This window comes from Crossiella cryophila (genome assembly GCF_014204915.1).
In the GTDB taxonomy this organism is placed as follows: Bacteria; Actinomycetota; Actinomycetes; order Mycobacteriales; family Pseudonocardiaceae; genus Crossiella; species Crossiella cryophila.
This window is the reverse complement of sequence record NZ_JACHMH010000001.1, coordinates 5,274,218-5,299,104: the sequence shown is the minus strand read 5'-3', so window position 1 is coordinate 5,299,104 and position 24,887 is coordinate 5,274,218. Positions and strand designations below refer to the sequence as shown.

Sequence of the window (24,887 nt, the reverse complement as noted above, 5' to 3'; positions counted from 1 at the left end):
ACCTGGTTCACACCGGGGTGCGGCGGTGCCGCCACTTCGCGGTGTAGGGCAGCGCGAATAGATACAGCCCGGTCCCCAGCAGCAGGAACAGCGGAAGCAGCGGCAGGTACGACAGCCACATCACCGGGTCCTCCTGGGCCAGGGCGACGGCGGTGATCACGATGGTCGCGGTGAACACAATGGACAGCCAGCGGTGGATCTGCCGGATTCGCTTGTTCGCACTCATGGAAACCTCCTCGGGAACCGGGCACGGCTGGTGGTCCAGCGCGTTTTCCCTGGAGGTGACGCTAGGTCCGGTGACCGGCCGGGTGCTTCTCGATTCCTGACCGGTCCGGGCGCCGGTGCGTCAGGGGCGGGCGCGCAGCGAGCCGTCGGCGGTGACCAGCACCCCGGCCTGAGGCTGGCCGCCACCGCAGTGCGCGCCTGCCGGGAAGATCTCCTTCGGCGTGATCTCCAGTTCCTGGTCCACCAGCACCGCGCCCGCGGTGTCGGTGAGCCGCACCCGCAGCCGCGTCGGTTCCAGCTTCAGCCCGGTCTGGTCCAGGAAGGCGTTCTTCGCGCCGGTGCGGGTCATCCCGGTCGAGCAGGAGTCCTCGGGCTGTCCGCCCGTGCAGGTGGTCGGGCCGGCCTTGGTCGACTCGGACAGGTGCACGTCGGCACCGTTCAGTTCGGCCTTGGCGACCTTGGCCGCCAGTGGTGCCTCGATGTCCAGGCCGATGCCCGCGCGCGCGGCCATGGCCGGGCAGGCGGCACTGGCCGGACCGCCACCGCATCCGGTGAGCAGGGCGAGTCCGGCCAGTGCCAGTGAGAACTTCCGCATACCTGTCCAGACGGAATACGGCGGGTACCTGGTTGCACCCACCCGCCACCGTGTTAGCCGTTGTCGTACGGTGTGTTGGCCGTTGTGGACGGTGTGTTGGCCGAAGGGTGTACCAGTTCGGCCAACACTGTGTACGACAACGGCCAACACGCCGGCGAGGTGCGGACCGGACTTCGGGCCACGGGCTAGCCGAAGAACCGTTCGAGTTCGGCGGTGACCGCGGCGGGCTGTTCCTCGGCGACGTAGTGGCCGGAGTCCTTGATCTCCACCACCCGCACGTCGGTGGCCTTGCGCGGCAGGTGATCGGCCAGGAACCAGTAGTTCGGCCCCGCGCCAAGGCCCAGCACCGGCATGGCCAGCTTGCCGTGGGACTTCTCGTCCACGATGTCCTGCGTGAAACCCTGGTACCAGCCGTTGCCCGCGCGGACCGCCTCCGGGGTGGCGTAGGCGTGCGCGTAGATCGCCCGGTCGCGGTCGTTGATGGCGGCGCGGTTGACCAGCAGCATGTCGCAGAAGTGGTCGATGAGCACCCGGGACCGCCCGGCGATCAGCTGTTCCGGCAGGCCCTGCGCCTGGTTGAAGGCGAACCACCACGGGAAGAACGGCTGACCGGGACGCGGGATCAGGGTCAGCTGGTACAGGTCCTCATCCGGGTGCGCGACATCGAGCAGGGCCAGTTTCCGCACTGTGGCAGGGAAAAACGCGGCCAGGCTCTGCGCGACCATGGCGCCGATGTCGTGTCCGGCCACATCGGCCCGCTGGTGGCCGAGCTTGCGGATCAGCTCGTGGATGTCGGTGGCCATGGTCTTCTTGTCGTAGCCGCCAGCCGGTTTGGCCGAGCCGCCCATGCCGCGCAGGTCCACCGCGATCACGGTGTGCCGCCTGGCCAGCGCGGGCATGATCTTGTGGAACTCCCACCAGGTCTGCGGCCAGCCTGGCAGCAGCACCAGCGGCGCGCCCGAGCCGCCGATGACGTAGTGCAGCCGGGTTCCGTTGACCTCGGCGTGCGCGCTGCGGAAGTCGCCGCCCAGCGAACGGGCCAGTGCGGCATCCGACGGGCCGCGCGGGCCTGGCGAGGCCGCGGCCTCACCGGTCATGGCCAGGGCCGCGGTGGCGGCGCCCAGCGAGAGCATGGTTCGACGGTCCATGGTGCCCCCAGAGCTGGATCGAAGTTGCCGGTCGGCACCGTAACCCGGCCAACGCGTCCGGCCAGCATGTTTCAGCCAGGCCTGAACGGCAGGATGACCGGCTGCTGACCGGCCGCTGAGTGCGACCGAGCAGACTGGGCCGCATGACCGCACCGGCAGGCCCGCCCGCACCCCTGGCCGTGCACGGCCTGTGGTCGCCGGGCCGGGGCCTGCTGCTGTGGGCGGAGAGCCCGCGCCGCCCGGCCACCACCGCCATGCGCCCTACCGCCTGGTCGGTACGCCCGCACCCGTTCGCCGCGCCCACCGCCGAACTGGCCGCGCTGCACCCCGGCAAGCCCGTCCCGGTCACCCTGCTGCTGCCCTCCCGCCCCAACGGCCCCCGGCCCTCCCCCGACCTCACCGGCGCCCGCGAGCACCGCGCCCGAACCGACCAACCGGTCACCCTGCAGCCCTGGTCGGTGCCCGCGGTCCTCATCGACCCCTCCGAACTCGACGATCCGGCCGAGGGCATCCGCTACGGCACCTCCGTGCAGCACCTGCGCGCGGTGTACCGCCTGGCCCTCGACCTGGCCCACCGCGGCCGGGTGCTGCCCACCGTCGGCGAGGCCGGGAACGGCGCGCACGCCCGCTGGCGACCGGTGCTGCGCGGCCTGGACGCCGTCGCCGCCCAGCGCCTGGCCCAGGCCCTGCCCCCGATCGGCCGCGCCGAGCAGTCCGCCCAGCTCGACGGCGCGGACCCGGCACTGCTGGTCGAGGACGCCCTCGGCGTGCTGGTGGACACCGCCGTGCGGGACCGGCTCGCGCACGCCGACCTGCCGCTGACCGGCGGTGACGGCCCGATCGAGGTGTGGCTGCGGGCGCTGTGCGCCGCCGACGGCCGGGCCGACCTGCCCGCCACCGCGCACCGGGTGGTCGCCGACGCCATCGCGGCCTGGGACGCCGAGACGAACACCGACCTCGGCGAGGGCACCGTGTGCGTGCGCCTGTCCGAACTGCGCACCCTGTCCACCCCGGAACCCGGCGGCGACCCCGACGACCAGACCGGCGACGGCACCCACTGGCAGCTCTCCTTCCACCTGCGCGCCGCCGCCGACCCCAGCCTGCTGCTGCCCGCGGCCGAGGTCTGGTCCGGCCGCGCGCACCCGTTCCTCTCCGACCCCGAGGGCCTGCTCGCCGCCGAACTGGGCCGGGCCGCGCTCGTGCTGCCCATGCTCGCGCCCGCCATCACCGGCGCCCGGCCCAGCAGCTACGACCTCGCCACGGCCGAAGCCGAGGAATTCCTGGTCAGCGGCGCGCAACGGCTCACCGAGGCCGGGTTCGAGGTCCAGCTGCCCGCCGCCTGGGGCGGTCGGCGACGGGCCGGACTGCGGCTGTCCGCGCACAGCGCCCCGGCCGACCGGATCGCCGGCGAACGACGGCTCAGCCGGGAGGAACTGGGCACCCTGCGCTGGTCGGTCTCGGTCGGCGATGAGGTGCTCACCGAGGACGAACTGCGCGACCTGGTGGCCGCCAAGACCAACCTGGTCCGGCTGCGCGGGCAGTGGGTCAGCGTGGACGCCGAACACCTGCGCCTGGGCCTGGCGCACGTGCGCCGCGACCCGCACCGGACCAAACCCCGGGTGCCCACCGTCGCCGAGGTCCTCGCCCTGCTGCACCGCCCCGACAGCGCCGAACCACCCGGCCTGCCGCTGCCGATCACCGGCATCAGCACCGAGGGCTGGCTGGCCGACCTCCTGGCAGGCAAGTTGTCGCTGGCACTGCGGCCGGTCGAGCTGCCACCGGAGTTCCACGGCGAACTGCGCGACTACCAGCGCCGCGGCGTGGCCTGGCTGGCGCTGATGGCCGAGGCCGGGATCGGCGTGTGCCTGGCCGACGACATGGGCCTCGGCAAGACCATCCAGGTACTCGCCCTGGAAGCCCTCGAACGCGCCAAGGGCGGCGACGGGCCAACGCTGCTGCTCTGCCCGGTCGCGGTGCTCGGCATGTGGCCCCGCGAGGCCGCCCGGTTCGCCCCGGCACTGCGGGTGCGGGTGCACCACGGCCCGGCCCGCGACCTGGACGCCCTGCTCGGCGAGGCTGACTTGGTCGTCACTACCTACGCCACCGCCGCCCGCGACGTGGACGCGCTGTCCCGCGTCGACTGGGCCCGGCTGGTGCTGGACGAGGCGCAGACCGTGAAGAACCCGCGCACCGGGGCGGCCAGGGCGATCCGCCGGTTCACCGCCCGGCACCGGATCGCGCTCACCGGCACCCCGATGGAGAACGGCGTCGCCGAGCTGTGGGCGCTGCTGGACGCGCTCAACCCCGGACGCTTCGGGTCCCGCGAGGACTTCCGCGAACGCTTCGCCACCCCGATCGAACTGCGCGGCGACCCGGTGGCCGCCGCCGAACTGCGCCGCCTCACCCGGCCGTATGTGTTGCGCCGCCTCAAAACCGACCCGGCCATCGCCCCCGAACTCCCGGCCAAGATCGAACTCACCGAGGAGTACCGGCTCACCCGCGAGCAGGGCACGCTGTACCGGACCATCGTCGAGGAGATGATGACCAAGATCCAGGACAGTCACGGCATCAACCGCCGGGGCAACGTGCTGGCCGCGATCACCAAGCTCAAACAGGTCTGCAACCACCCGGCGCACCTGCTGCACGACGGCTCGCCGATGGGCCACCGCTCCGGCAAGGTCGCCCGCCTGGAAGAGCTGCTCACCGACGTGCTGGCGGCAGGCGACCGGGTGCTGTGCTTCACCCAGTTCACCGAGTTCGGCCGCCTGCTCACCCCGCACCTGACCGACCGGCTGCGCACGGAGATCGCGCACCTGCACGGCGGCCAGTCCGCCCGGCACCGGGACGAGACGGTCGAACGCTTCCAGTCCGGCGAGGGCCCGCCGGTGCTGCTGGCCTCGCTCAAGGCCGGTGGCTCCGGCCTGACCCTGACCGCCGCCACGCACGTCTTCCACCTGGACCGCTGGTGGAACCCGGCGGTGGAGGCCCAGGCCACCGACCGGGCCTTCCGGATCGGCCAGCACCGCACCGTGCAGGTCCGCAAGTTCCTGTGTCCAGGCACGATCGAGGAACGCATCGACGCCCTGATGAACCGCAAACGCGACCTGGCCGACCTGGTCTCGGTGCCCGGCGAGAACTGGCTCACCGAACTGTCCGACACCTCGCTGCGGGAGATGTTCCAGCTCGGCGCGGAGGCCACCGATGACTGAGCCCGCCGACTGGGACGAGCGCCTGCGCCAGACCCTGGAACCCTTGGGCGTCAACACCTTCCTGGCCGACCCCAGCTCCGGCTTCTGGTGCGACCGGGTCACCGGCCTGACCGTGGGGCCGGGCAGCATCACCGCCCAGGTGCGCGCCACCCGCACCCGCGGCCACCAGACCCGGATCGCCGTCCCCGTGCACGGCAAACCCGCCTGGGCCGCCCTGACCCAGGCCCTGGCCGCCGACAGCCGCCTGGCCACCCCCCTGCTCACCGGCGAGGTCCCCCTCGCCGTCGAACCGGCCTGCGCCGGCACCGGCCACCCGCTGCTGCCGGACTTCGCGCGGGAGGCCGCCCTGGACTGCACCTGCCCGGCCCCGGCCACCCCCTGCGGCCACCTGCACGCCACCCTGGCCGTGTTCGCCAGGGCCGTGCGGGCCGACCCGTTCCGCCTGTTCGCCCTGCGCGGCCGGGACCGGGACACCCTGCTGACCGAACTCCGCTCCCGCCTGGGCGTGACCGGCCCCCAGCCGCCCAAGGCCGCGGCCCTGCCACTGACCGCGGTCCTGGACGACTTCTTCGACTGGCCCACCCCCGACGGCGCCGCCCCGGCCCCGGCCCGCGGTGATCAACCCGGCTCGCTGCTCGACGAACTCCCGCCACTGGCCACCACCGTGGCCGGCGTCGGCCTGACCGACCTGCTCCGCCCGCTCTACCAGGCCCTGACCAGCGAGGACTGAAACCTCAGTCCTCCTCCAGCGGCAACGCGAGCTGATCGACCAACCGCAACGACGGCACCAGCCGCTGCCCGCCGCCACGTAAACACCGCCGGCAGGTCACCGGCCGGGTGCTCGGATGCAGGTCCTCCAGCGCCCACCCGGCAGTGCCGACGTGGCAGGCCGGACCGGGTAACTCCACCCCGGCCATCCACCGGGTCGGCGCCACCCCGTGCACCACCCTGGACCGCCGGATGGTCAGGTTGCGATCCTCGAACTGCCGCGCGGTGCGCACGGCGACCGCCTGGAGCACGGCGGTCAGCGGATCCAGGGACATCGGCTGGAGCTTCCGGGCTGCGCTCATACCAGGATCCTCGCACCCACCCCTGACAGTTCCCCCTCAGCCGAGCAGCAGTTTCGCCGCCACCAGCGCCCCGTCCGTGCGGATCTCCGCCGCCACCGCCCGCGCCCGCTCCCGGGTCCCGGCGGTCAGGGCCGTGTGCAGCGCGGCCGACAGTGAGTCGACGGTCGGCGCCGGTCCCTGGTGCGCCACCCCGATGCCCAGGTCGGCCACCCGGCTCGCCCAGTACGGCTGATCCGCGATCTGCGGGACCACCACCTGGGCCGCACCGGCGCGCGCGGCCGTGGTCGTGGTGCCCGCGCCGCCGTGGTGCACGACCGCGGCGACCCGGCCGAACAACGCCTGCTGGTTGACCTCGCCGACCACGAAGCAGTCCGCGGCGTCGTCCACCGGGGCCAGACCGGCCCAGCCGCGGGCGAGCACCACCCGCCGCCCCTGCGCGCGGACCGCCGCGATCGTCACCTGGGCCATGTCCTTGGGCACGTAGGCGGCGATGCTGCCGAAGCCCACGTACACCGGCGGCTCACCGGCGTCCAGGAACTCCGCCAGCCCGGCCGGGAGCGGCCGGTCGTCGGGCAGCAGCCACGCCCCGGTCTGCACCAGGTCGAGGTCGGTCAGGCCGGCCGACGGGCACAGCGTCGGATCCGCCGCCAGCACCGGCCGATCGGTGAAGACGTGGTCGCGCACGTTGTCCACCGGCGGCAGGCCCAGCGCCGCCCGGCGACGGTTGAGCGCCGGGCCGTACAGGTCGTTCACCCGCTGGGCGTCCTGCTGCCAGAGCACCCGGTTGTCGGTCTCCGCCGCCGGGGAGGGCGTGCCCGGCCGCACTCCCGGCCGGAAGTGCCGCGACGGCAGCCCGTAGAGCTGGAAGCAGGCGAACACATAGCGGATGCCGAGCTGCTCGGCCACATCCCGCGCACCGGCGGGCATCAGACCGCTCGCCAGCAGCACGTCACACCCCTGCGCCGCGGTGCTGAGCGTGTCGAACCGGGCGTCGACCAGCTCGGCCGCGAACCTGAACGCGTCCGCCGCCGTCGGCGGCCGGTCCCCGGAGACCACCGGGCGCACCTCCGGGCCCAGCGGCACCAGCGGCACCCCGGTCCGGTCCAGCAACGCCCCGAAATCCGCGTCCGGCGGCGCGCACACCCGCACCTCCGCACCCAGTTCCCGCAATGCCAACGCGAGCCCCGCCAAAGGCTCGACGTCTCCGCGTGATCCCACCGTCGTCAACAGAACCCGCACTTCGCGATTCCCCATTTCCGCTGGTTGTCCCCTGTCGGCGGGTGAGTGTGCGGCATGCAGGGGGTCTTGCCACAAGCCCCGGGGTCGGCTATAAGTTGAAGAGGGCAAGGAGAACTCTCTCCTTGCCTTCGCTGTTTCAGTCCATTGTGGACGTCCCGCCCGTCACCCGCATCACCAGGATCGGCTCACGTTCCTCCCGGCGGGTGCGGCGGAACCACATCGTCCAGGCCACCAGCGCGGCGATCGTGGCCAGTTCGATCGCCTGACTCAGCCCCGCCATCACCTCCACCGGCAGCTCGTAGATCAGCACCGCCCGCAACGTCGCGGTGACCAGCAGCCCGCCACCCCACACCCCGGTGACCACCAGGAACAGCCGCCGGAACCCCGCTTCGGCGCTGATCCGCCGGTCCCAGTCCTCGGTTCCGTTGTCCCGCAGGCGTTTGGCCAGGTGGAACAGGGCCGGGCGGGCGGTCAGGCAGGTGCCGAGGAAGACCAGGCCGATCAGCGCGGCGGTCAGCGGGTCGCGCAGCAGGACCAGGCGGGGATCGCTGGTCAGCAGGGCGACGGCGAGGCCGAGCAGGCTGGTCGTCAGCATCAGCCCGACCAGCGGGTCGACCCGGCGGCGCACGCCCAGCAGGTAGCCGGCGCGCAGTGCCACCGCGGTGGCCCCGGCGAGCAGGCAGGTCAGGTTGCCGAAGCCGAGCAGGCGGCCGGTGTAGAAGGTGAGCGGGGACAGGCCGATGTCCAGCACCAGTCCCAGCAACCAGGTCAGCCGGTGGCGGGTCATGCGGTTGGGCGGGATCGGGAGCGTCATCTGCGCCTCACTCGGTGGTGGGGTGGGACGCCTTCGACGGTAGGGACGAACGGGGTGGAGTCGCCTCGGCGCACGGGTGGGACCCGGGCCCGGCGATCTCCACCCCGGGGTGGAGTCAGTCCCGGCTGATCGCCGCGAACCCGACCGACAGCCTGGCCGGTCCGCGCAGGTTGACGTGCGGGCGGTAGGTCAGCGAACCCGGGTCCAGCTCGGGTTGCCGCACCCTGGCGGCGAACCGGCGGAACACGATCGCGGTCTCCAGCCTGGCCAGTCCGGCGCCCACGCAGTAGTGCGGTCCGGCGGAGAAGGCCAGGTGGGTGTGGTCCTTGCGGCGCAGGGAGAACAGGTCCGGATCGGCGTGCAGGGCCGGGTCCCGGTTGGCGGCGGCGAGCATCAGCGCGATCAGGCAGCCGCGCGGGAACACGGTGTCGCCGATGGTGGTGTCCCGGGTGGTCAGGCGGTGGGTGAACTGGACGGGGGCGTCGTGGCGGAGGGTTTCCTCCACCGCGCGCTCGGCCAGGCCGGGGTCGGCGCGCAGCAGGTCGAGTTCGGCCGGGTGGCGGAGCAGGGCGAGCACCCCGTTGGCGATGAGGCTGGTGGTGGTCTCGTGCCCGGCCACCAGCAGCAGGCCGAGGGTGGCCAGGAGTTCGCCGAGGTTCAGCTTGTCGCCGTCCTCCTCGGCCCGGATGAGCTGGGACAGCAGGTCGGTGCCCGCGCCCCCGGCCCGGTGCGCGATCAGCTCGCCGAAGTAGGCGGTCATCTCGGCCCCGGCCGCCGCACTGGCCACCGCGGTCTCCTCGTCGGCCGCGCCGATCGGGTCGAGCGAGCGGGTGATCACCTCGGACCAGCGGCGCAGCAACGGACCGTCTTCGGCAGGCACGCCAAGCCATTCGCTGATGATGACGATCGGCAGCGGCGCGGCCAGGTCCTCAACCAGTTCCAGGCTGCCCCGCTCGGCGGCGGCGTCCAGGGCGGCGTCGACCAGTTCGGTGATCCGCGCGGCCAGTCCGGCCACCGCCCTTGGCGTGAACGCCTTGGCCACCAGTCCGCGCAGCCGGGTGTGGTCGGGCGGGTCGAGGAAGAGGAAGGACTGCGGCTCGGCCGGTTCCGGGGTGGGCCGGTTGCTCATCGCCGGGTCGTGCAGCACCCGCAGGCAGTCCCGGTGCGTGCCCACCGCGCCCATGGCGCCGTCCGGGCTGAGCAGCGGTCCCTGGGTGCGCAGGGCGTGGTAGAGCGGGTAGGGATCGGCCCGTGCGGCCGGTGTGAACAGCGCGGCGAGCGGGTTGGTGGTCATGCTTTTCTTACCCCCCAAGGGAAACGCCATCGCCGCGGGCGAACCGCGCGCGGCGATGGCGAGGATCCGGCTAGACGGCGGCCCTGGCGCGCACGATGTACTGGCCCATGCCCCCGCACCCGTTGGGGTTGGTGCGCTGGACGACGTACCCGGCCGGGATCGGCGAGCCCAGGCAGATCCACTGCCCGTCCCTGGCCAGCTCGATGTAGCGGCCCATGCCACCACAACCGTTGCCGTTCAACATGGTGATCACGTAACCGTCCGGGATCGGCGAGCCCAGGCACGTCCACTGCCCGTTACGCGGCAGCTCGATGTAGCGACCCATCCCGCCACAGCCGTTGCCGTTCAACATGGTGATCACATAGCCGTCCGGGATCGGCGAGCCCAGGCACGTCCACTGCCCATTGCGCGGCAGCTCGATGTAGCGACCCATCCCGCCACAACCGTTGCCGTTCAGCATCGTGATCACGTACGGGACCGGGATCGGTGACCCCAGACAGGTCCACTGCCCGTTGCGGGCCGGTTCCAGGTACCAGGAGCCGCCCTGGGGGCAGCCGTTGGCGTTGAGCATGGTGATCACGTGATTGGCGGGGATCGGCGAGCCCGCGCACACCCAGCCGGTGAAGGTCGGCCCAGCCGGCGCGGCCGGGGCCGCGGCGGCGGGCGCAACGGCAATTATGCCGCCAACGACGACCATTCCGGCGATCGAGGCGAGCATTTTCACCATTCTGGACCAGCTGGACCTGATCTTCATTAAATCTACTCCTCACGAGCACCGGACTTACCGAGAAAGAACAGCCCCAACACGGGCACGGTACCGCTGACCAGCCACGTCAATTCGAACCGAGCCAGCGAAGGCGGCACTGACGCTATCCGTACGCATACCGATCGGGAAATACGCCGAACTGACTAATCGGACAGTATGAAAATGCGGAGCACCCATAAAATGACGAATCCGACAAGGGGCTTTCGAACACTCCGCGATCCAGGTCACAATCACCCCCCTTGCCGAACTAGACAGCTCTGTCTATCGTCGTCCACGACTGAACAGACCTGTCTACCCAATCGGAGGTTCGGGCATGGCCCACACCTTGACCCGGAGCGGACGGCTGCCGGACTCGGCGGCGTTGTACCTGCTGGCCTCGCTGGTCGTCTCACTGCTGGCCTCCTCCAGCGCACCGACCCCGCTGTACGCCCACTACCAGGAACAATGGGGTTTCTCCCCGATCACCACCACCGTCGTGTTCGGGGTGTACGCGGTGTCCGTGCTGGCCGCGCTGCTGGTGCTGGGCAAGCTGTCCGACCACCTGGGCCGGCGGCCGGTGCTGCTGGTGGCGCTGGTCGTGCAGGCCGCCGCGATGCTGGTCTTCGCCACCGCGGACGGGGTGGGCGCGCTGCTGGTCGCCCGGGTGGTGCAGGGGGTGGCCACCGGCGCCGCCGTCGGTGCGCTCGGCGCGGGCATGCTCGACCTGGACGCGAAGCGCGGGCAGCTGGCCAACGCGGTCGCGCCCGGCATCGGCACCGCGGTCGGCGCGTTGTTCTCCGCCCTGCTGGTGCGCTACCTGCCCGCGCCAACCGAACTGGTCTACCTGGTGCTGCTGGTGGTGTTCCTGGTGCAGGGACTGGGCATCGTGCTCATGCGCGAGACCGTCAGCCGGGCCCCCGGCGCACTCGCCAGCCTCCGCCCGGAGATCATCCTGCCCTCGGCGGTGCGGGCACGGGTGCTCACCGCGGCGCCGGTGCTGTTCGCGGTGTGGGCGCTGGCCGGGCTCTACGGCGCGCTCGGCCCGGCCCTGGTGGCCAAGCTCGGCGGGGGCGGCTCGCCGCTGCTGGGTGGGCTGGCCCTGTTCACCATGGCCGGAATCGCCGCGCTGACCACCGTGGTGATGCGCAACCGCTCCCCCGAACTCACCATGCGCACCGGGGTGTTCGCGCTGATCATCGGCGTGGCGGTGACCCTGATCGCGCTGGAGATCGGTGCGCTGCCGCTGTTCTTCCTGGGCACCGCGATCGCCGGGGTCGGCTTCGGCGCCGGGTTCCAGGGCGGGCTGCGCACCTCGGTGCCGCTGGCCGAACCACACGAGCGGGCCGGGGTGCTCTCCCTGCTGTTCGTGGTGTCCTATCTCGGTTTCGGGCTGCCCGCGGTGGCCGCCGGGGTGCTGGTGGTGCACGGTCCCGGCCTGATCGGCGCGACGCTGATCTACGGCGGGGTGCTGATCGCGCTGGCCGTGCTGGCCCTGGTGCGGCTGTTCACCCCGGTCCCGGCGGGTGATCCCGAACCCGCGCTGTCCCGGTTGTAGCCTGGTGTTTCGGTCCGATCGAGGGAAGTGGTGGGGATGACGGCCAAGGTGTCCGCCCGCGAACGACTGCTGGCCGCCGCCGACGAGCTGTTCTACGCCGACGGCGTGCGCTCGGTGGGCATCGACCGGGTGATCGAGCACGCCGGGGTGGCGAAAGCCTCGCTGTACAACACCTTCGGCAGCAAGGACGAGCTGATCCACGCCTACCTCAAGGGCAGGCAGGACAAGATGTCCGGGCGCATCATGGCCGCGGTCGAGGCCGCCGGTACCCCGCGCGAGCGGGTGCTGGCGATCTTCGACGCGCAGGCCGCGCTGTACGCCGAAAGCGGCTTCCGCGGCTGCGCCTTCCACCGGGCCAGCGCGGAATCCCACCCCGGCGACCGGGTGGAACAGGCCACCAGGGAGTACCGCGGCTGGGTCCGCGGCCTGTTCGCCACCCTCGCCGGGCAGGCGGGCGCCAGGGACCCGGAGCTGCTGGCCCACCAGCTGCACCTGCTCTACGACGGCACCGGCCACGCCACCCGCACCGACCGCGATTCCAGCGCCACCACGGCCGCCAGGGCCGCGGCCGCCGCCCTGCTCACCGCCGCCGTTTCCTGATCCGCCTGCGCACACCGCGCCCGGCCGCTACCCTCTCGTGATGATCGAGAAGAAGAAGCGCCGCCGGTGGTGGGTGCTCGGCCCGATCCTGGTGCTGCTGGTCCCGATCCTGCTCTACGCGCCGTTCCTGGGCTGGGAATACACCCGCCCGCAGCCTGATCCGGTGCCCGGCAGCGGCCAGGTGTCCACCGCCGCCGCACCCTGGGTGGTGGTGATCGGCAACCCGACCACCTACGCCGACTCCCCCAGCAACAAGCTCTGCGTCGGCACCCTGGTCGCCCCCAAGGCGGTGGTCACCGCCGCGCATTGCCTCGGCCAGGCCACCCCGGCCGAGCTGACCATCACCGTCGGCCGGGACGACCTGCGCGGCACCGCCGGAAAGACCGTGCGGGTGGCCAACACCTGGCGGGAACCCGGCTACCCCAAGGGAATCGCCGAGGAGTCCTTCTTCGGCGGCGCGTTCGGCAAGGTCACCCTGGCCCCCGCCGACATCGGCCTGATCACCCTGGCCGAACCCCTGGACACCCCGGTGCTCCCGCTGGCCGATCCCGGGAACGGGCCGAAGGGCGGGGAAAGCGCCACCGTGTACGGCTGGCGCATGTCCCCCGCCGACGACCCCCTGCTGTGGCAGGCCCCGACCGCGGTGGCCGAGGACGCCGAATGCGTGCGCCGGGCCGCGGACAGCGTCCGCTTCATGCCACCGCGCTGGTGGGGCCTGCGCTACGACCCCGACTCCTACCTGTGCGTTGGCGCGGACCGGGCGATCCGGTTGCGTGCCACCGACAGCGGCTCCCCCGTCGTGGTCGGCGGCCGCCTGGCGGGCGTGGCCTCCTGGTCGGCCAGTGCCGCGCCGTCAGCCCCGGACTACTACACCCGGGTGGCGAATTTCCAGCCACAGCTGGCTTCCCTCATCGCCGCGATCCGCTGAGTCCACAGTGGACGAACCTCAAACGGTCACAGTGGCAACGGGCTCCAGCCCATTGTTCTTGGCATAGGCGTTCTCCACCCCCACCAACAGCTCCACGATCTCGAAGTAGTGCTCCCAGAAAGGTGTGTCCCGCAACGCCTCCACCAACTGCTGGAACGACTCGTGGTCCACCGCCTCCCACACCCAGACGTCGGTGACCCGCGCCGAGTAGAACTCGGTGTCGTAGAAGCGGGAACGCACCCCGCGCACCCGGTCCTTGATCGCGGGCAGGATCTCGGTGGTGAAGGCCGCCACCCGCTGCTCAGGCGTCAGCCCCAGCCAGGCCCGGGTGGTCTTCACCAGCATGAACGCGGTCAGGTTCGACTCGAAAGTCCCAGTTGTCATGCCCACGACACTAGAAACCCCACACCCCTGCGCGCCACGCAACTTTGGCAACGATGACTTGCGTAGCATGCAACCATGCCCGACCAACTCGACCTGAACCTGTTGCGGGTCTTCGACGCACTGCTCCAGGACGGCAGCGTCACCGCCGCGGCCGAGCGACTGCACCTGTCCGTACCCGCGGCCAGCCGGGCCCTGGGCCGGTTGCGGCGAGCCATGGGCGACCCGATCCTGGTCCGCGCCGGACGCGGCCTCGCACCCACCCCCTTCGCCCTGCGCACCGCCCCACGGGTCCGCTCACTGCTGGAACAGGCGGCGGCGCTGATCAGCACCGACCGCGAATTCACCGTCGCCGACCTGCGCCGCACCTTCACCATCCGGATCAACGACGGCATCGCCGCCACCCTGGCCACCACGGCCGTCACCGCACTCGCCCCCAGCGTGACCCTGCGCTTCGTACCCGAGGGCGACGAGAGCGTGGAGGCATTGCGAGACGGTTCGGTCGACCTGGACATCGGCGCCGGCGAGTCCACCACCCCCGACCTGCGCACCACCCCGCTCTACACCGAACGCCTGGTAGGCATCGTGCGCGCGGACAGCCCACTGGGCCGGACCCGCAAACCCACCCTCAAGCAGCTCTGCAAGTACCCCCACGTCTCCGCCTCCCGCCGCGGCCGCACCAGGGGCCCACTGGACGACGCCCTGAATTCCGTTGGCCTGCAACGACATGTAGCCGCAGTGGTACCCACCGCCACTGCGGCCGCCCTACTGGTCGCCGCAAGCGACCACATCGGCCTGGTACCCCAACGACTAGCCGAGCAGTACGCCAAGCCCATCGGCCTGCGCTGGTTCCCGATCCCCGCGAACCTGCCCGAGGTCCAGGTACGCCTGTGCTGGCACGCCCGCCTGGACGCCGACCCAGCCCAACGCTGGCTACGCGACACCATCGGCGCGGCCCTGAACTAACCAGGCAGCTCACCAGTGATCAGCAAAAACGGCGCCCGATCCCGTTCAGCCGCCCAACTCCGCGACCCCACCAACCCCGGCTCAGCCACCCCAGCCGCATCCGCCCACAACGGCGTAATCCGCGAAACAACCCGAAAACCCGCGCCAGTCAACAAATCCTCGTAGGTCGACACCGGCCAATGCACATCCACAGTGCCAACCCAACTCCCGTCCGTGCGCCGCACCTGAACCGGCAACGGCTCCCCCACCAGGTAGTTGTGCCCCCGCACCCCACGCCGAAACCCACTGAACTCACCGTTGGCCTGCGCCGGATTCGGCCCAAGCACGGTAAACCGCCCCCCGGGCCGCAACACCCGACTGACCTCGGCGACCATCCGCTGCAGCCGGTCGAGTTCAGGCACGCAGATGAACATGAAGCAGGACATGGCCAGATCCACCGAGTCATCCGCCAGAAACGGCAGCAGGTCGGACACGCTGAGCTGGTAGTCGATCCCCGGATGCGGCCGCCGCCCAGCGATCTCCAGCATGGCCGCAGAGAAGTCCGTCGCCACCACCGAGATGTCGTGCCGATCGGCGAACCACCGGGTAACCGCCCCCGGCCCACACCCCAGATCCAGCAACCGATCCCCGTCCCGCAATCCCAGCTCGCCGGGCACGAACGGGTAGCCGAGCAGCCAACACGCCCCGTCGTCCCAGGTGTCGTAGTCCTCGGCGATGTCCTGGGTCACCCAGCTCTGCGCGGCATGGGTCACTCGGCGGTCGGGGCGGTAGTCATGGCGGTGATCCCTTCGGAGACGGTGTCGCTGTCCACCGTGTCACTGATGATCGGCATCGCGAGACCGCCGATCAGTGAAATCCGGGATCCGCGAGCCGCCGGGTGCGGGGAGGGGCGAGTGCGGTCGTGGGTGCGGACGCGGTCGTGGATGCGGGTGCGGGTGCCGAGCCGTCGGGTGCGGATGCGGTCGCCGAGCGCATCGGTGCTGGCCACGAACTGGTCGATCGCCCCGATCAGCGGCAGTGCGCGCAACTCGGGGTCGCGGATGGTCGCCTGCGGGGCCGCGGTGAAGCGTTCGGCGTGCAAGTGGCGGTGAGCGCTCGTCGATACGATGGGTCTCGATTCGGTACACTGGTTTCGAGCAATCCGGGTGTTTTGGTGGTACATAAGCCCTGGTCGCCGAGGATCTTTCACCCTTTCGGATTAGAAGATCCAGACGGCAAGGCAACCAAAACGGGGGTTTGAGCGTTCCGCTAGAGAGCGGTGGCGGGGCGGAGGGCCGGAGGCTCGGTGCCGGCCAGCAGCCGCCCGGACACCTCGACGCAGTGTTCGGCCAGGCCGACCGGGTACAGGAGGAGCTGCGGGCGCGGTCCCCGGTCGCGGGCGGTGGAGCGGGCGGTGCCGAAGCCGAGGACCTCGGAGCCGGGCCCGAGCAACCTCGCGCTGTGCGTCAGCCCACGGCTAGGCCGCAGCCCACGGCCAGGGCCACGGCCAGCCCACGAAGGTGCTGGCCCTGGGCTGGGCGCCAGCCCAGGTAAGTGCCGGTCCAGTGAGAGACGGACGGCTTCCCGGCAGAGGCGGGCGACAAGTTCCGCACCCGGGATGAACGCTAGGGACACTCGGCATGGCTGCTGGGGAGCTTCGCCTGCCGCAGCGTGCCCGAGGACCCGAGCCAGGCCCGAGTCTGGGCCGGGCCAGCCGGGCCTGGGCCGAGCAGGGCCCGAGGCTGCGGCAGGCGAAGCTCCCCAGAGCCGGGTCTGAGCCGGGCACGGCCTGGGCCGAGCCCGGCCTGGGGCTGGGCCGAGCAGGGCCCGGGTCGCGAGCGGGCTTCAGCCCACCATCACCGGATGCCGCACCACCGCGCCAAACAGGTACCCAAACCGATTGAACGGCACCTCCCGCGGCTGAGTCGCGCCCGTGCTGTCACTGGCCGCAGCCAGCAGCGTGTACGCCCCCGACCGCTCCGGCCGCCAGGCAAAGCTCCACGGCAGCCACGCCTGATCCCGGCTCAGCCGACGCGGATGCGCCGGCCGCCAGCTCGCGCCCCCGTCGACGCTGATCCGCACCCCACGCACCCGCCCGACCCCCGCCCCCGACCAGGACCGCCCGGTCAGCAGATGCGTCCGCCCCACGGCCAGCCGAGCCTCGCTGGGCAGCTCGAACGCGCTCTTGGTGACCTGGTTGGTCAGCGGTGCGCTGCCCTCCTGCGGGTAGCTCGGGCCGAACAACCGGTAGAACTGGGTGTTCCACGGCGAGAACAGCGGACGGTCCGCCACCTCGATCTCGCCGACCCACTTGATGCTGGAGATCCCGGTCCAGGACGGCACGATCAGCCGCACCGGGAACCCGTGATCCGGCGGCAGCGGTTCGCCGTTCATCTCGTACGCCAGCAGCGTGTCCCGCAACGCCTTGGCCACCGGCAGCGGTCTGCGCACCCGGCCCAGGTTGGCCCCGCCCTCCACGAACTCCGGGTCCAGGCCGCTGGGCAGTACGTCCACCGCGGCCTCGGTCAGGCCGGCCCGTTCCAGCACCGTGGCCAGCCGGACCCCGCGCCAGCGGGCCACGCCGACCCCGCCCAGCGTCCACGGCGTACCGGGGGCGGGGGTGCCCTGTTGGGAGCCGTAGAAGCTGCGGCCGTTGCCGGCGCACTCGACGAAAGCGGTGGTCGTCTCGGCGGGCATGCCGAGCAGGTCCTCGTAGCTGAACTCGACTGGCCGGTCCCTGGTCGGTGTGCCGTGCAGGCCGGTGCCGAACAGGCGCAGCCGCCAGGTGTGTGCGTCGATCCGGGGGGTGCCGGTGTGGTTGCGGACGAAGAAGCGGTCGTTGGGCACCAGGTGGCCCTGGCCCCTCATGGCCTCCCAGCGCATCTCCGCGTTGGTGCCGTGCGGGATGAACAGCTCGGGCGGCAACGGTTTGACGATGGTGGCCTGGCGCTCGCCCGCGACGGCCAATCCGCCCGCGGTCGCGGACAGCGCGGCGGCCGCGCCCAGGCCGGCGGTCAGGCGGAGTAGGGCGCGGCGGGACAGGCCGGCCAGGCGTTGCCGGTCGTAGGCCGCCTCGTCCGTCAGGTCGCGATGGGACATTGGGTCAGTATTGGCTGGTCCGGGGCGTGAAAAGACCAGTTGCCCGGAGGGCCACCCCATCGAGCCGACTCCGGGGAGAAGCGGGAGATCGGCCGTGGCGGACAATCGATGCACTGGGAACGGCGAGGAACGGGGTGCGGGTGCGGCGGGTGGTCGAGGTGGTCGGGATCGGGGCGGGCGATCCGGGGCAGATCACGGTGGAGGCGGTGGACGCGCTGCGGCGCGCCGATGTGGTGTTCTTCCTGGACAAGGCCGGGCAGGCGCGCGAACTCTCGGACCTGCGCCAGGTCATCCTGGACACCCACGTGCCCGGCGGCGGCTACCGGGTGGCTCGGGTCGAGGACCCGCCCCGGCGGCGGGACGGCGACGGGTATGTCGAGGCGGTGGCGGACTGGCGGGCGCGGCGGGTCGAGCTGTGTGCCGAGTTGATCGCCGAGCACCTGGGGCCGACCGAGACCGGGGCGTTCCTGGTGTGGGGCGATCCGGCGCTCTACGACAGCATCATCGCGGTGGTCGAGGGGGTGCTGGCCGGGGGCGCGGACTTCGAGGTGCGGGTGCGGCCGGGGATCAGCAGCCTGTCCGCGCTGGCCGCCCGGCACCGGATCACCTTCAACCAGATCGCCGGTGCGGTGCAGATCACCACCGGACGCCGGCTCGCCGACGGCTGGCCCGAGGGCGTGGACGATGTGCTGGTGATGCTCGACGCACACAACACCTTCCTCGAACACCTTGACGAACCGGGCGCGACCATCCATTGGGGCGCCTACGTGGGCACCGCGGACGAGATCCTGATCGCCGGACCGCTGGTGGCGGTGGCCGAACAGATCGTGGCGAGCAGGCAACGTGCCAGGGACGCCAAGGGGTGGATCATGGACTCCTACCTGCTGCGCCGTTCTGCCGGTGGAGTCTAAGGAAAATCCCAGATCCTGAGCGTTGCTCCCACGGTGCGCTACGCTCGCGAGGCTGGTGGTTCGCCCGGCCGTTGAACGGCTTGGCGAGGCAAGAGGGAACCCGGTGCGAATCCGGGACTGCCCCGCAGCGGTGAACGGGAACGAAAGCCGTCATCAAGCACTGCGCGCGAGCGTGGGAAGCGACGGCCGGTAGGAGCGAGCACGGCGCCCGTGAGTCCGAAGACCTGCCACTGGTCCGTGAGCCCGCCGGGTTCACGGTGGTCCGGAAGCCTCTCGGGTGGGCTTGTGCGGACGCGGCCTCGTGCCGCCCGCCGGCGTGCCCTGGGATCAATCCGGACTCCTGCACGCTCGCGAGGAGAGAGCTTGTGACCAGCGGTATCGGCGCCACCGTCCTGGGCTATCCGCGGATCGGTCCGCGCCGGGAACTCAAGCGCGCGGTGGAGCAGTACTGGGCGGGCCGCATCGGCCGCGACGCCCTGCTCGCCACCGCCAAGGAGTTGCGCACTTCCACCTGGCTGGAACTGCACGACGCGGGGCTGGATTCGGTCCCCTCCAACACGTTCTCCTTCTACGACCAGGTGCTGGACACCGCGGCCCTGGTCGGCGCGGTCCCTGCGCGCTACCGCCAGGACAACGACCTGGACACCTACTTCGCCGCCGCGCGGGGCACCGATGAGGTGCCGCCGCTGGAGATGACGAAGTGGTTCGACACCAACTACCACTACCTGGTGCCCGAGATCGACCAGGACACCGTGTTCTTCCTGGCCGGTGGCAAGCCGATCGAGGAGTACCGGGAGGCCAAGGCGCTGGGTGTGGACACCCGCCCGGTGCTGCTCGGCCCGGTCACCTTCCTGCTGCTGGCCAAGGGCGCTGACCCGCTGGCCCGGCTGGACGACCTGCTCGCGGTCTACGTGGAGCTGCTCGGCGCGCTGGCCGCCGAGGGCGTGTCCTGGGTGCAGTTCGACGAGCCCGGTTTCGCCGCGGACCGCACCGAGGAGGAGCTGGCCGCGCTGGGCCGCGCCTACGAGCGCCTGGCCGCGGTGCCGAACCGGCCGAAGCTGCTGGTCACCGGCTTCTACGGCCCGCTCGGCCCGGCACTGCCGGTGCTGGCGGGCACCGACATCGAGGCCATCGCGGTCGACCTGGTGGCCGGTACCACCGAGGGCATCGCCAGCGTTCCGGCGCTGCGCGGCAAGACCCTGGTCGCCGGTGTGATCGACGGCCGCAACGTGTGGCGCGCGGACCTGCGCGCGGCGCTGGCCAAGGCGGTCTCGCTGCTGGGCGCGGCCGACGAGGTCGTGGTCGGCACCTCCTCCACGCTGCTGCACGTGCCCTATGACCTGGACGCCGAGACCGGTCTGGAGCCGGAGGTCCGCTCCCGGCTGGCCTTCGCCAGGCAGAAGGTGCGCGAGGTCGTGCTGCTGGGCCGCGCGCTCCGTGAGGGCGCCACCGGTGAGTGGGCCGACGAGGCCGTCCAGCCCACCGCCGAGCCGCGCCGGGACGACGCGGTGCGCGCCAAGGTCGCCGCGTTGCAGCCCGCGGATCGCCTGCGCGCGCCCTACGCCGAGCGGGCCGCCGCCCAGGACGCCAGCCTTGGTCTGCCGCCGCTGGCCACCACCACCATCGGTTCCTTCCCGCAGACCGGCGAGATCCGCACCGCGCGGGCCGGGCTGCGCACCGGGGACCTCACCCAGGCGCAGTACGACGAGCGGATGCGCGCCGAGATCGCCCGGGTGATCAAGCTCCAGGAGGACATCGGCCTGGACGTGCTGGTGCACGGTGAGCCCGAGCGCAACGACATGGTGCAGTACTTCGCCGAGCACCTGGACGGCTTCGCCTCCACCGAACTCGGCTGGGTGCAGTCCTACGGCTCGCGCTGCGTGCGGCCGCCGATCATCCACGGCGACGTCACCCGGCCCAAGCCGATCACCGTGGACTGGGCCACCTACGCCCAGTCGCTGACCAGCAAGCCGGTCAAGGGCATGCTGACCGGCCCGGTGACCATCCTGGCCTGGTCCTTCGTCCGCGATGACCAGCCGCTTGGCCAGACCGCCGACCAGGTGGCACTGGCGCTGCGCGATGAGATCGCCGACCTGGAGGCCGCGGGCATCCAGATCATCCAGGTCGACGAGCCCGCGCTGCGCGAGCTGCTGCCGCTGCACGCGGCCGACCAGCCGGAGTACCTCGAGTGGTCGGTGGGCTCCTTCCAGCTCGCCGTCGCCGGGGCCGCGCCGGCCACCCAGATCCACACGCACCTGTGCTACTCGGAGTTCAGCGAGGTCATCGACGCCATCGACGGCCTCGGCGCGGACGTGACCACCATCGAGGCCGCCCGGTCCAAGATGGAGGTCCTGGAAGACCTGCGCGCCACCGGCTTCAGCCGCGGCGTTGGTCCGGGTGTCTACGACATCCACTCCCCGCGGGTGCCCGGACAGGACGAGGTCACCGACCTGGTCGCGGCCGCGGCCGCCGCGGTGCCGCCCAAGCGGCTGTGGATCAACCCGGACTGCGGGCTGAAGACCCGCGGTTACGCCGAGGTCGAGCCCGCCCTGCGGCACCTGGTCACCGCGGCCCGCAAGGTCCGCGAAACCCTGGTCTGACAACGAAAAAGCGCGTGGTGCGCGGGGGAGACATCCCGCGCACCACGCGCCGACCCGCCCGATCCCTAGACGGGCGGGTGGTCCAGCACGACCACGCCGTCGTGGTCGCTGACCAGGAAATCGCCGGGGCAGAAGGTGATCCCGCCGAACTCCACCGGCACGTCCACCTGCCCGGCCCCGGTTTTGGCGCTGCGCCGTGGATTCGTGCCCAGTGCCTTGATCCCGATGTCCAGGGTGCGCAGCACCGCGGCATCCCGGACCGCCCCGTGCACGAGCAGGCCGCGCCAGCCGTTGCGCCGGGCCAGTTCCGCGATAAGATCGCCGACCAGCGCGGTGTGCGTGGACCCGCCGCCGTCGACCACCAGCACCCGGCCATCCCCCGGCTCGGACAGCACCGCTTTCAGCAATGCGTTGTCCTGTAAGCAGGAGACCGTGCGGACCGGCCCGGCGAAGACCAGCCTGCCGCCGAACTGGCGGAACTGGGTGTCGCAGCTGCGCACCGCGTCGCCCTCCCGGTCGGCCAGATCGGCGGTGGCGAAGGTCTTCGTCGTGGCGGTGCTCATGACGCGCGCACCGCCAGGTGACCGGCGTAGGCCGTGGTGGTGAAGAACGACGGCGGCCGCTCCGCCAGCGCGTTCGCGGTGAACAAGGCGCGCACCGCGTCCCGGCGTTCCGGCCGGATCTCCAGCAACTCCTTGTCCAGCATGGCCTGCACCAGTTCCTCGCTGACCATGCCGCCCTCGGCCAGCGGGGTGATGTGGTAGAGCCACTGCCACACCTGGCAACGCGCGATCTCGGCGGTGGCCGCGTCCTCCATCAGGCCCCCGATGGAGGCCGCCCCTGTCCCGTCCAGCCAGGCCTGGAAGTACTGCGCCGCAACGGAGATGTTGCCGCGCAGCCCCGCCTCGGTGACCCGGCCGGGGGTGCGGTCCACGGCCAGCAACTCGGTCGCGGTGACCGTGACGTCCGGGCGCTGCCGGTCGAGCTGGTCGGGCTGGCCGAACGCCTTCGCGCACACCGGGACCAGGCCGGGGTGGGCCACCCAGGAGCCGTCGAAGCCGTCCCCGGCCTCGCGTTCCTTGTCCTCGCGCACCTTCTCCAGCACCACGGTGTTGGATTCGGCGTCCCGGCTGGGGATGAAGGCGGCCATGCCGCCGATGGCGTGCGCGCCGCGCTGGTGGCAGGTGCGCACCAGCAGTTCGGTGTAGGCGCGCATGAACGGCACCGTCATGGTCACCTGGCCGCGGTCGGGCAGCACGAACTCCGGGCGGTGGCCGAAGTTCTTGATGACACTGAAGATGTAGTCCCAGCGGCCCGCGTTGAGCCCGGCGCTGTGCTCGCGCAGCTCGTAGAGGATCTCCTCCATCTCGAAGGCCGCGGTGCTGGTCTCGATCAGCACGGTGGCCCGGATGGTGCCCTGCGGGATGCCGAGTTCCCGCTGGGCGTAGGTGAAGACGTCGTTCCACAGCCGCGCTTCGAGGTGGCTTTCCAGCTTGGGCAGGTAGAAGTACGGGCCGTGGCCGCGCTCGATCTGCCGCTGCCCGCAGTGGAAGAGGTAGAGGCCGAAGTCGAGCAGGCTGGCCGAGATCGGCCTGCCCTCCACCACCACGTGCTTGTCCACCAGGTGCCAGCCACGCGGCCGCACCACGATGGTGGCCACTTCCGCGCCGAGGGCGTAGTGCTTGCCGCCCTCGGCGGTGAAGTCGATCCGCCGCTCGATCGCGTCGATCAGGTTGAGCTGACCGGTGACGATGTTGGCCCAGGTGGGCGCGGTGGCGTCCTCGAAATCGGCCATCCACACCTTCGCGCCGGAGTTGAGCGCGTTGATCGCCATCTTGCGCTCCGGCGGCCCGGTGATCTCCACCCGGCGATCGCGCAGGCCCGGCGCGGGCTGGGCCACCCGCCAGGTCGGGTCCTCACGGATCGCCCTGGTCTCCGGCAGGAAGTCGGGCAGCCCGCCCTCGGCGAAGAACTCCCGCCGTTCCCGCCGCGCGGCGAGCAGTTCGGCGCGGCGGCCGGCGAACCGGTCGTCCAGCCGCACCACGAACTCGATCGCCTCCGGCGTCAGGACCTCCTCGAACCGCTCGCCCCACGGGCCGGTGAGCTGGACTCTGCTGGGCACGATGCCTCCTCTGCGGTCTCTGGGACGGGGACTCAGGCGAACTGGGCGGCTTCGGTGGACTCGGCCAGCGCGGTGGTCGAGGCCGCCGGGTTGATCGCGGTGCTGACCAGGTCGAAGTAGCCGGTGCCGACCTCGCGCTGGTGCTTGGTCGCGGTGTAGCCCTCGGCCTCGGCGGCGAACTCGCGCTCCTGCAGCTCCACATACGCGGTCATGCCGGTGGCCGCGTAGCCCTTGGCCAGGTCGAACATGGAGTGGTTGAGCGCGTGGAACCCGGCGAGGGTGATGAACTGGAACTTGTAGCCCATGTGGCCGAGTTCGCGCTGGAACTTGGCGATGGTGGCGTCGTCGAGGTGACGGCGCCAGTTGAACGAGGGCGAGCAGTTGTAGGCCAGCAGCTGGTCCGGGTACTGCGACTTGATGGCCTCGGCGAAGCGGCGGGCCACCTCCAGGTCCGGCGTGCCGGTCTCCATCCACAGCAGGTCGGAGTGCGGGGCGTAGGCCAGGCCGCGGGCGATGCAGGGCTCGATCCCGTTGCGCACCCGGTAGAAACCCTCCGCGGTGCGCTCGCCGGTGACGTAGGGCTGATCCCGCTCGTCCACGTCACTGGTGATCAGGTTGGCGGCCTCGGCGTCGGTGCGGGCGATCACCAGCGTGGGCACGCCGGCGATGTCGGCGGCCAGCCGGGCCGAGGTCAGCGTGCGCACGTGCTGGCCGGTGGGGATGAGCACCTTGCCGCCCAGGTGGCCGCACTTCTTCTCCGAGGCGAGCTGGTCCTCCCAGTGCACGCCTGCCGCGCCAGCGGCGATCATGCCCTTCATCAGCTCGAAGGCGTTGAGCGGGCCGCCGAAACCGGCCTCGGCGTCGGCCACGATCGGGGCCAGCCAGTGCGGGGCGTTCGGCTCGTTCTCGGCGTGGCTGATCTGGTCGGCGCGCAGCAGCGCGTTGTTGATCCGGCGCACCACCTGCGGCACCGAGTTGGCCGGGTAGAGGCTCTGGTCCGGGTAGGTCTGGCCGGACAGGTTGGCGTCCGCGGCGACCTGCCAGCCGGAGAGGTAGATGGCCTTGAGGCCGGCCCTGACCTGCTGCACGGCCTGGTTGCCGGTCAGCGCGCCGAGGGAGTTGATGTAGTCCTCGGTGTGCAGCAGCTCCCACAGCCGCTGCGCGCCCAGCCGGGCCAGGGTGTGCTCCTCGACCACGCTGCCACGCAGCCGGACCACGTCCTCGGCGGTGTGCGTGCGCTCGATGCCGGCCCAGCGGGGGTCGGTGGCCCAGTTCTCAGCGATCTGCTTCGCGCTCAACATGTCGAGGACATTGGCAGGAATTCACCGCACCGGTCGAGATCCGCAATCTGCCAATTTCTGAAAATCTTCAACGGCGATTCTGCGAATCTTGCGAATTCGGGAATTA

At 71.5% G+C, this 24,887-nt stretch carries 24 protein-coding genes and 1 riboswitch; of the genes, 8 read left to right on the top strand and 16 right to left on the bottom strand.

Annotated elements, in window-relative coordinates; translation table 11 throughout:
- Nucleotides 1-7: 7 nt before the first annotated feature.
- From HNR67_RS23325 to HNR67_RS23315, 3 genes are all read right to left on the bottom strand, one after another.
- Nucleotides 8-226 carry a hypothetical protein gene (locus HNR67_RS23325; protein WP_185004330.1) on the bottom strand — a complete coding sequence of 73 codons (219 nt, stop codon included), beginning with the start codon at nucleotides 224-226 and terminating at the stop codon, nucleotides 8-10.
- Between the two features lie 120 nt (nucleotides 227-346).
- On the bottom strand, nucleotides 347-820 hold the full coding sequence (locus HNR67_RS23320; RefSeq protein WP_185004329.1) for a hypothetical protein: 474 nt from the start codon (nucleotides 818-820) through the stop codon (nucleotides 347-349).
- A 185-nt stretch (nucleotides 821-1,005) separates the two neighbouring features.
- Entirely contained in the window at nucleotides 1,006-1,968 is a 963-nt protein-coding gene (locus HNR67_RS23315; RefSeq protein ID WP_221490014.1) for an alpha/beta fold hydrolase, read from the bottom strand.
- A gap of 143 nt (nucleotides 1,969-2,111) precedes the next feature.
- Between HNR67_RS23315 and HNR67_RS23310 the strand changes: the two genes are divergently transcribed.
- On the top strand, nucleotides 2,112-5,177 hold the full coding sequence (locus HNR67_RS23310; protein ID WP_185004328.1) for a DEAD/DEAH box helicase: 3,066 nt from the start codon (nucleotides 2,112-2,114) through the stop codon (nucleotides 5,175-5,177).
- Nucleotides 5,170-5,907, top strand: coding sequence for an SWIM zinc finger family protein (locus HNR67_RS23305; protein ID WP_185004327.1), 738 nt, complete (start codon nucleotides 5,170-5,172; stop codon nucleotides 5,905-5,907). Before HNR67_RS23310 ends, HNR67_RS23305 begins: the two co-directional genes overlap by 8 nt.
- Before the next feature lie 4 nt (nucleotides 5,908-5,911).
- Here HNR67_RS23305 and HNR67_RS23300 read toward each other — a convergent pair whose 3' ends face one another.
- The 5 genes from HNR67_RS23300 to HNR67_RS23280 all read right to left on the bottom strand — a co-directional run bounded on the left by HNR67_RS23300 (nucleotide 5,912) and on the right by HNR67_RS23280 (nucleotide 10,312).
- Entirely contained in the window at nucleotides 5,912-6,247 is a 336-nt protein-coding gene (locus HNR67_RS23300; protein WP_185004326.1) for a hypothetical protein, read from the bottom strand.
- 36 nt (nucleotides 6,248-6,283) lie between these two features.
- Nucleotides 6,284-7,486 (bottom strand): glycosyltransferase, encoded by a 1,203-nt coding sequence (locus tag HNR67_RS23295; protein ID WP_312987879.1) that lies wholly within the window; start codon nucleotides 7,484-7,486, stop codon nucleotides 6,284-6,286.
- A gap of 136 nt (nucleotides 7,487-7,622) precedes the next feature.
- Nucleotides 7,623-8,300, bottom strand: a complete 678-nt coding sequence (locus tag HNR67_RS23290; RefSeq protein WP_185004324.1) for a VC0807 family protein — start codon at nucleotides 8,298-8,300, stop codon at nucleotides 7,623-7,625.
- 115 nt (nucleotides 8,301-8,415) lie between these two features.
- The gene (locus tag HNR67_RS23285) at nucleotides 8,416-9,594 is read right to left on the bottom strand and encodes a cytochrome P450 (protein WP_185004323.1); all 1,179 of its coding nucleotides are present in this window, start codon (nucleotides 9,592-9,594) and stop codon (nucleotides 8,416-8,418) included.
- A 70-nt stretch (nucleotides 9,595-9,664) separates the two neighbouring features.
- Nucleotides 9,665-10,312 (bottom strand): hypothetical protein, encoded by a 648-nt coding sequence (locus tag HNR67_RS23280; protein ID WP_185004322.1) that lies wholly within the window; start codon nucleotides 10,310-10,312, stop codon nucleotides 9,665-9,667.
- Between the two features lie 361 nt (nucleotides 10,313-10,673).
- On the opposite strand from HNR67_RS23280, the gene HNR67_RS23275 reads away from it, so the two are divergent.
- From HNR67_RS23275 to HNR67_RS23265, 3 genes are read left to right on the top strand one after another with little or no spacing between them, the layout of a single operon-like run.
- A complete protein-coding gene (locus HNR67_RS23275) occupies nucleotides 10,674-11,894 on the top strand; it encodes an MFS transporter (protein WP_185004321.1) in 1,221 nt (406 codons plus the stop codon).
- 36 nt (nucleotides 11,895-11,930) lie between these two features.
- Nucleotides 11,931-12,494: a TetR/AcrR family transcriptional regulator gene (locus HNR67_RS45780; RefSeq protein ID WP_185004320.1), complete on the top strand. Its 564-nt coding sequence runs from the start codon at nucleotides 11,931-11,933 to the stop codon at nucleotides 12,492-12,494.
- Between the two features lie 40 nt (nucleotides 12,495-12,534).
- Entirely contained in the window at nucleotides 12,535-13,422 is an 888-nt protein-coding gene (locus HNR67_RS23265) for a S1 family peptidase (protein ID WP_185004319.1), read from the top strand.
- An 18-nt stretch (nucleotides 13,423-13,440) separates the two neighbouring features.
- Here HNR67_RS23265 and HNR67_RS23260 read toward each other — a convergent pair whose 3' ends face one another.
- Nucleotides 13,441-13,806 (bottom strand): darcynin family protein, encoded by a 366-nt coding sequence (locus HNR67_RS23260; protein WP_185004318.1) that lies wholly within the window; start codon nucleotides 13,804-13,806, stop codon nucleotides 13,441-13,443.
- Between the two features lie 75 nt (nucleotides 13,807-13,881).
- Between HNR67_RS23260 and HNR67_RS23255 the strand changes: the two genes are divergently transcribed.
- Entirely contained in the window at nucleotides 13,882-14,769 is an 888-nt protein-coding gene (locus HNR67_RS23255) for a LysR family transcriptional regulator (protein WP_185004317.1), read from the top strand.
- Here the strand turns inward: HNR67_RS23255 and HNR67_RS23250 are convergent.
- From HNR67_RS23250 to HNR67_RS23235, 4 genes are all read right to left on the bottom strand, one after another.
- Complete coding sequence (locus HNR67_RS23250) at nucleotides 14,766-15,497, bottom strand: class I SAM-dependent methyltransferase (protein WP_185004316.1); 732 nt, start codon at nucleotides 15,495-15,497, stop codon at nucleotides 14,766-14,768. The genes HNR67_RS23255 and HNR67_RS23250 overlap by 4 nt on opposite strands.
- Before the next feature lie 20 nt (nucleotides 15,498-15,517).
- A complete protein-coding gene (locus HNR67_RS23245; protein WP_185004315.1) occupies nucleotides 15,518-15,850 on the bottom strand; it encodes a hypothetical protein in 333 nt (110 codons plus the stop codon).
- Nucleotides 15,851-16,017: 167 nt separating this feature from the next.
- Nucleotides 16,018-16,200: a hypothetical protein gene (locus HNR67_RS23240; protein ID WP_185004314.1), complete on the bottom strand. Its 183-nt coding sequence runs from the start codon at nucleotides 16,198-16,200 to the stop codon at nucleotides 16,018-16,020.
- Between the two features lie 393 nt (nucleotides 16,201-16,593).
- The gene (locus tag HNR67_RS23235; RefSeq protein ID WP_185004313.1) at nucleotides 16,594-17,847 is read right to left on the bottom strand and encodes a sulfite oxidase; all 1,254 of its coding nucleotides are present in this window, start codon (nucleotides 17,845-17,847) and stop codon (nucleotides 16,594-16,596) included.
- A 134-nt stretch (nucleotides 17,848-17,981) separates the two neighbouring features.
- Between HNR67_RS23235 and cobF the strand changes: the two genes are divergently transcribed.
- A complete protein-coding gene (gene cobF, locus HNR67_RS23230; RefSeq protein WP_312987875.1) occupies nucleotides 17,982-18,758 on the top strand; it encodes a precorrin-6A synthase (deacetylating) in 777 nt (258 codons plus the stop codon).
- Between the two features lie 39 nt (nucleotides 18,759-18,797).
- Nucleotides 18,798-19,004, top strand: a riboswitch (cobalamin riboswitch).
- 119 nt (nucleotides 19,005-19,123) lie between these two features.
- A complete protein-coding gene (gene metE / locus HNR67_RS23225) occupies nucleotides 19,124-21,358 on the top strand; it encodes a 5-methyltetrahydropteroyltriglutamate--homocysteine S-methyltransferase (protein ID WP_185004312.1) in 2,235 nt (744 codons plus the stop codon).
- A 65-nt stretch (nucleotides 21,359-21,423) separates the two neighbouring features.
- On the opposite strand, the gene rraA is transcribed toward metE, so the two are convergent.
- The 3 genes from rraA to aceA are packed head-to-tail and all read right to left on the bottom strand — an operon-like array spanning nucleotide 21,424 to nucleotide 24,781.
- On the bottom strand, nucleotides 21,424-21,921 hold the full coding sequence (gene rraA, locus HNR67_RS23220; RefSeq protein ID WP_185004311.1) for a ribonuclease E activity regulator RraA: 498 nt from the start codon (nucleotides 21,919-21,921) through the stop codon (nucleotides 21,424-21,426).
- Complete coding sequence (aceB, locus tag HNR67_RS23215) at nucleotides 21,918-23,480, bottom strand: malate synthase A (RefSeq protein WP_312987873.1); 1,563 nt, start codon at nucleotides 23,478-23,480, stop codon at nucleotides 21,918-21,920. The genes rraA and aceB overlap by 4 nt, the downstream gene beginning before the upstream one ends.
- A gap of 32 nt (nucleotides 23,481-23,512) precedes the next feature.
- The gene (gene aceA / locus HNR67_RS23210) at nucleotides 23,513-24,781 is read right to left on the bottom strand and encodes an isocitrate lyase (RefSeq protein WP_185004310.1); all 1,269 of its coding nucleotides are present in this window, start codon (nucleotides 24,779-24,781) and stop codon (nucleotides 23,513-23,515) included.
- Nucleotides 24,782-24,887 lie beyond the last annotated feature (106 nt).

Excerpts from the sequence above, each read along its gene's own strand:
- HNR67_RS23325 (WP_185004330.1), bottom strand. The coding sequence starts at position 226 with ATGAGTGCGAACAAGCGAATCCGGCAGATCCACCGCTGGCTGTCCATT.
- HNR67_RS23320 (WP_185004329.1), bottom strand. The coding sequence starts at position 820 with ATGCGGAAGTTCTCACTGGCACTGGCCGGACTCGCCCTGCTCACCGGA.
- HNR67_RS23315 (WP_221490014.1), bottom strand. The coding sequence starts at position 1,968 with ATGGACCGTCGAACCATGCTCTCGCTGGGCGCCGCCACCGCGGCCCTG.
- HNR67_RS23310 (WP_185004328.1), top strand. The coding sequence starts at position 2,112 with ATGACCGCACCGGCAGGCCCGCCCGCACCCCTGGCCGTGCACGGCCTG.
- HNR67_RS23305 (WP_185004327.1), top strand. The coding sequence starts at position 5,170 with ATGACTGAGCCCGCCGACTGGGACGAGCGCCTGCGCCAGACCCTGGAA.
- HNR67_RS23300 (WP_185004326.1), bottom strand. The coding sequence starts at position 6,247 with ATGAGCGCAGCCCGGAAGCTCCAGCCGATGTCCCTGGATCCGCTGACC.
- HNR67_RS23290 (WP_185004324.1), bottom strand. The coding sequence starts at position 8,300 with ATGACGCTCCCGATCCCGCCCAACCGCATGACCCGCCACCGGCTGACC.
- HNR67_RS23285 (WP_185004323.1), bottom strand. The coding sequence starts at position 9,594 with ATGACCACCAACCCGCTCGCCGCGCTGTTCACACCGGCCGCACGGGCC.
- HNR67_RS23280 (WP_185004322.1), bottom strand. The coding sequence starts at position 10,312 with ATGCTCGCCTCGATCGCCGGAATGGTCGTCGTTGGCGGCATAATTGCC.
- HNR67_RS23275 (WP_185004321.1), top strand. The coding sequence starts at position 10,674 with ATGGCCCACACCTTGACCCGGAGCGGACGGCTGCCGGACTCGGCGGCG.
- HNR67_RS45780 (WP_185004320.1), top strand. The coding sequence starts at position 11,931 with ATGACGGCCAAGGTGTCCGCCCGCGAACGACTGCTGGCCGCCGCCGAC.
- HNR67_RS23265 (WP_185004319.1), top strand. The coding sequence starts at position 12,535 with ATGATCGAGAAGAAGAAGCGCCGCCGGTGGTGGGTGCTCGGCCCGATC.
- HNR67_RS23260 (WP_185004318.1), bottom strand. The coding sequence starts at position 13,806 with ATGACAACTGGGACTTTCGAGTCGAACCTGACCGCGTTCATGCTGGTG.
- HNR67_RS23255 (WP_185004317.1), top strand. The coding sequence starts at position 13,882 with ATGCCCGACCAACTCGACCTGAACCTGTTGCGGGTCTTCGACGCACTG.
- HNR67_RS23235 (WP_185004313.1), bottom strand. The coding sequence starts at position 17,847 with ATGTCCCATCGCGACCTGACGGACGAGGCGGCCTACGACCGGCAACGC.
- rraA (WP_185004311.1), bottom strand. The coding sequence starts at position 21,921 with ATGAGCACCGCCACGACGAAGACCTTCGCCACCGCCGATCTGGCCGAC.
- aceA (WP_185004310.1), bottom strand. The coding sequence starts at position 24,781 with ATGTTGAGCGCGAAGCAGATCGCTGAGAACTGGGCCACCGACCCCCGC.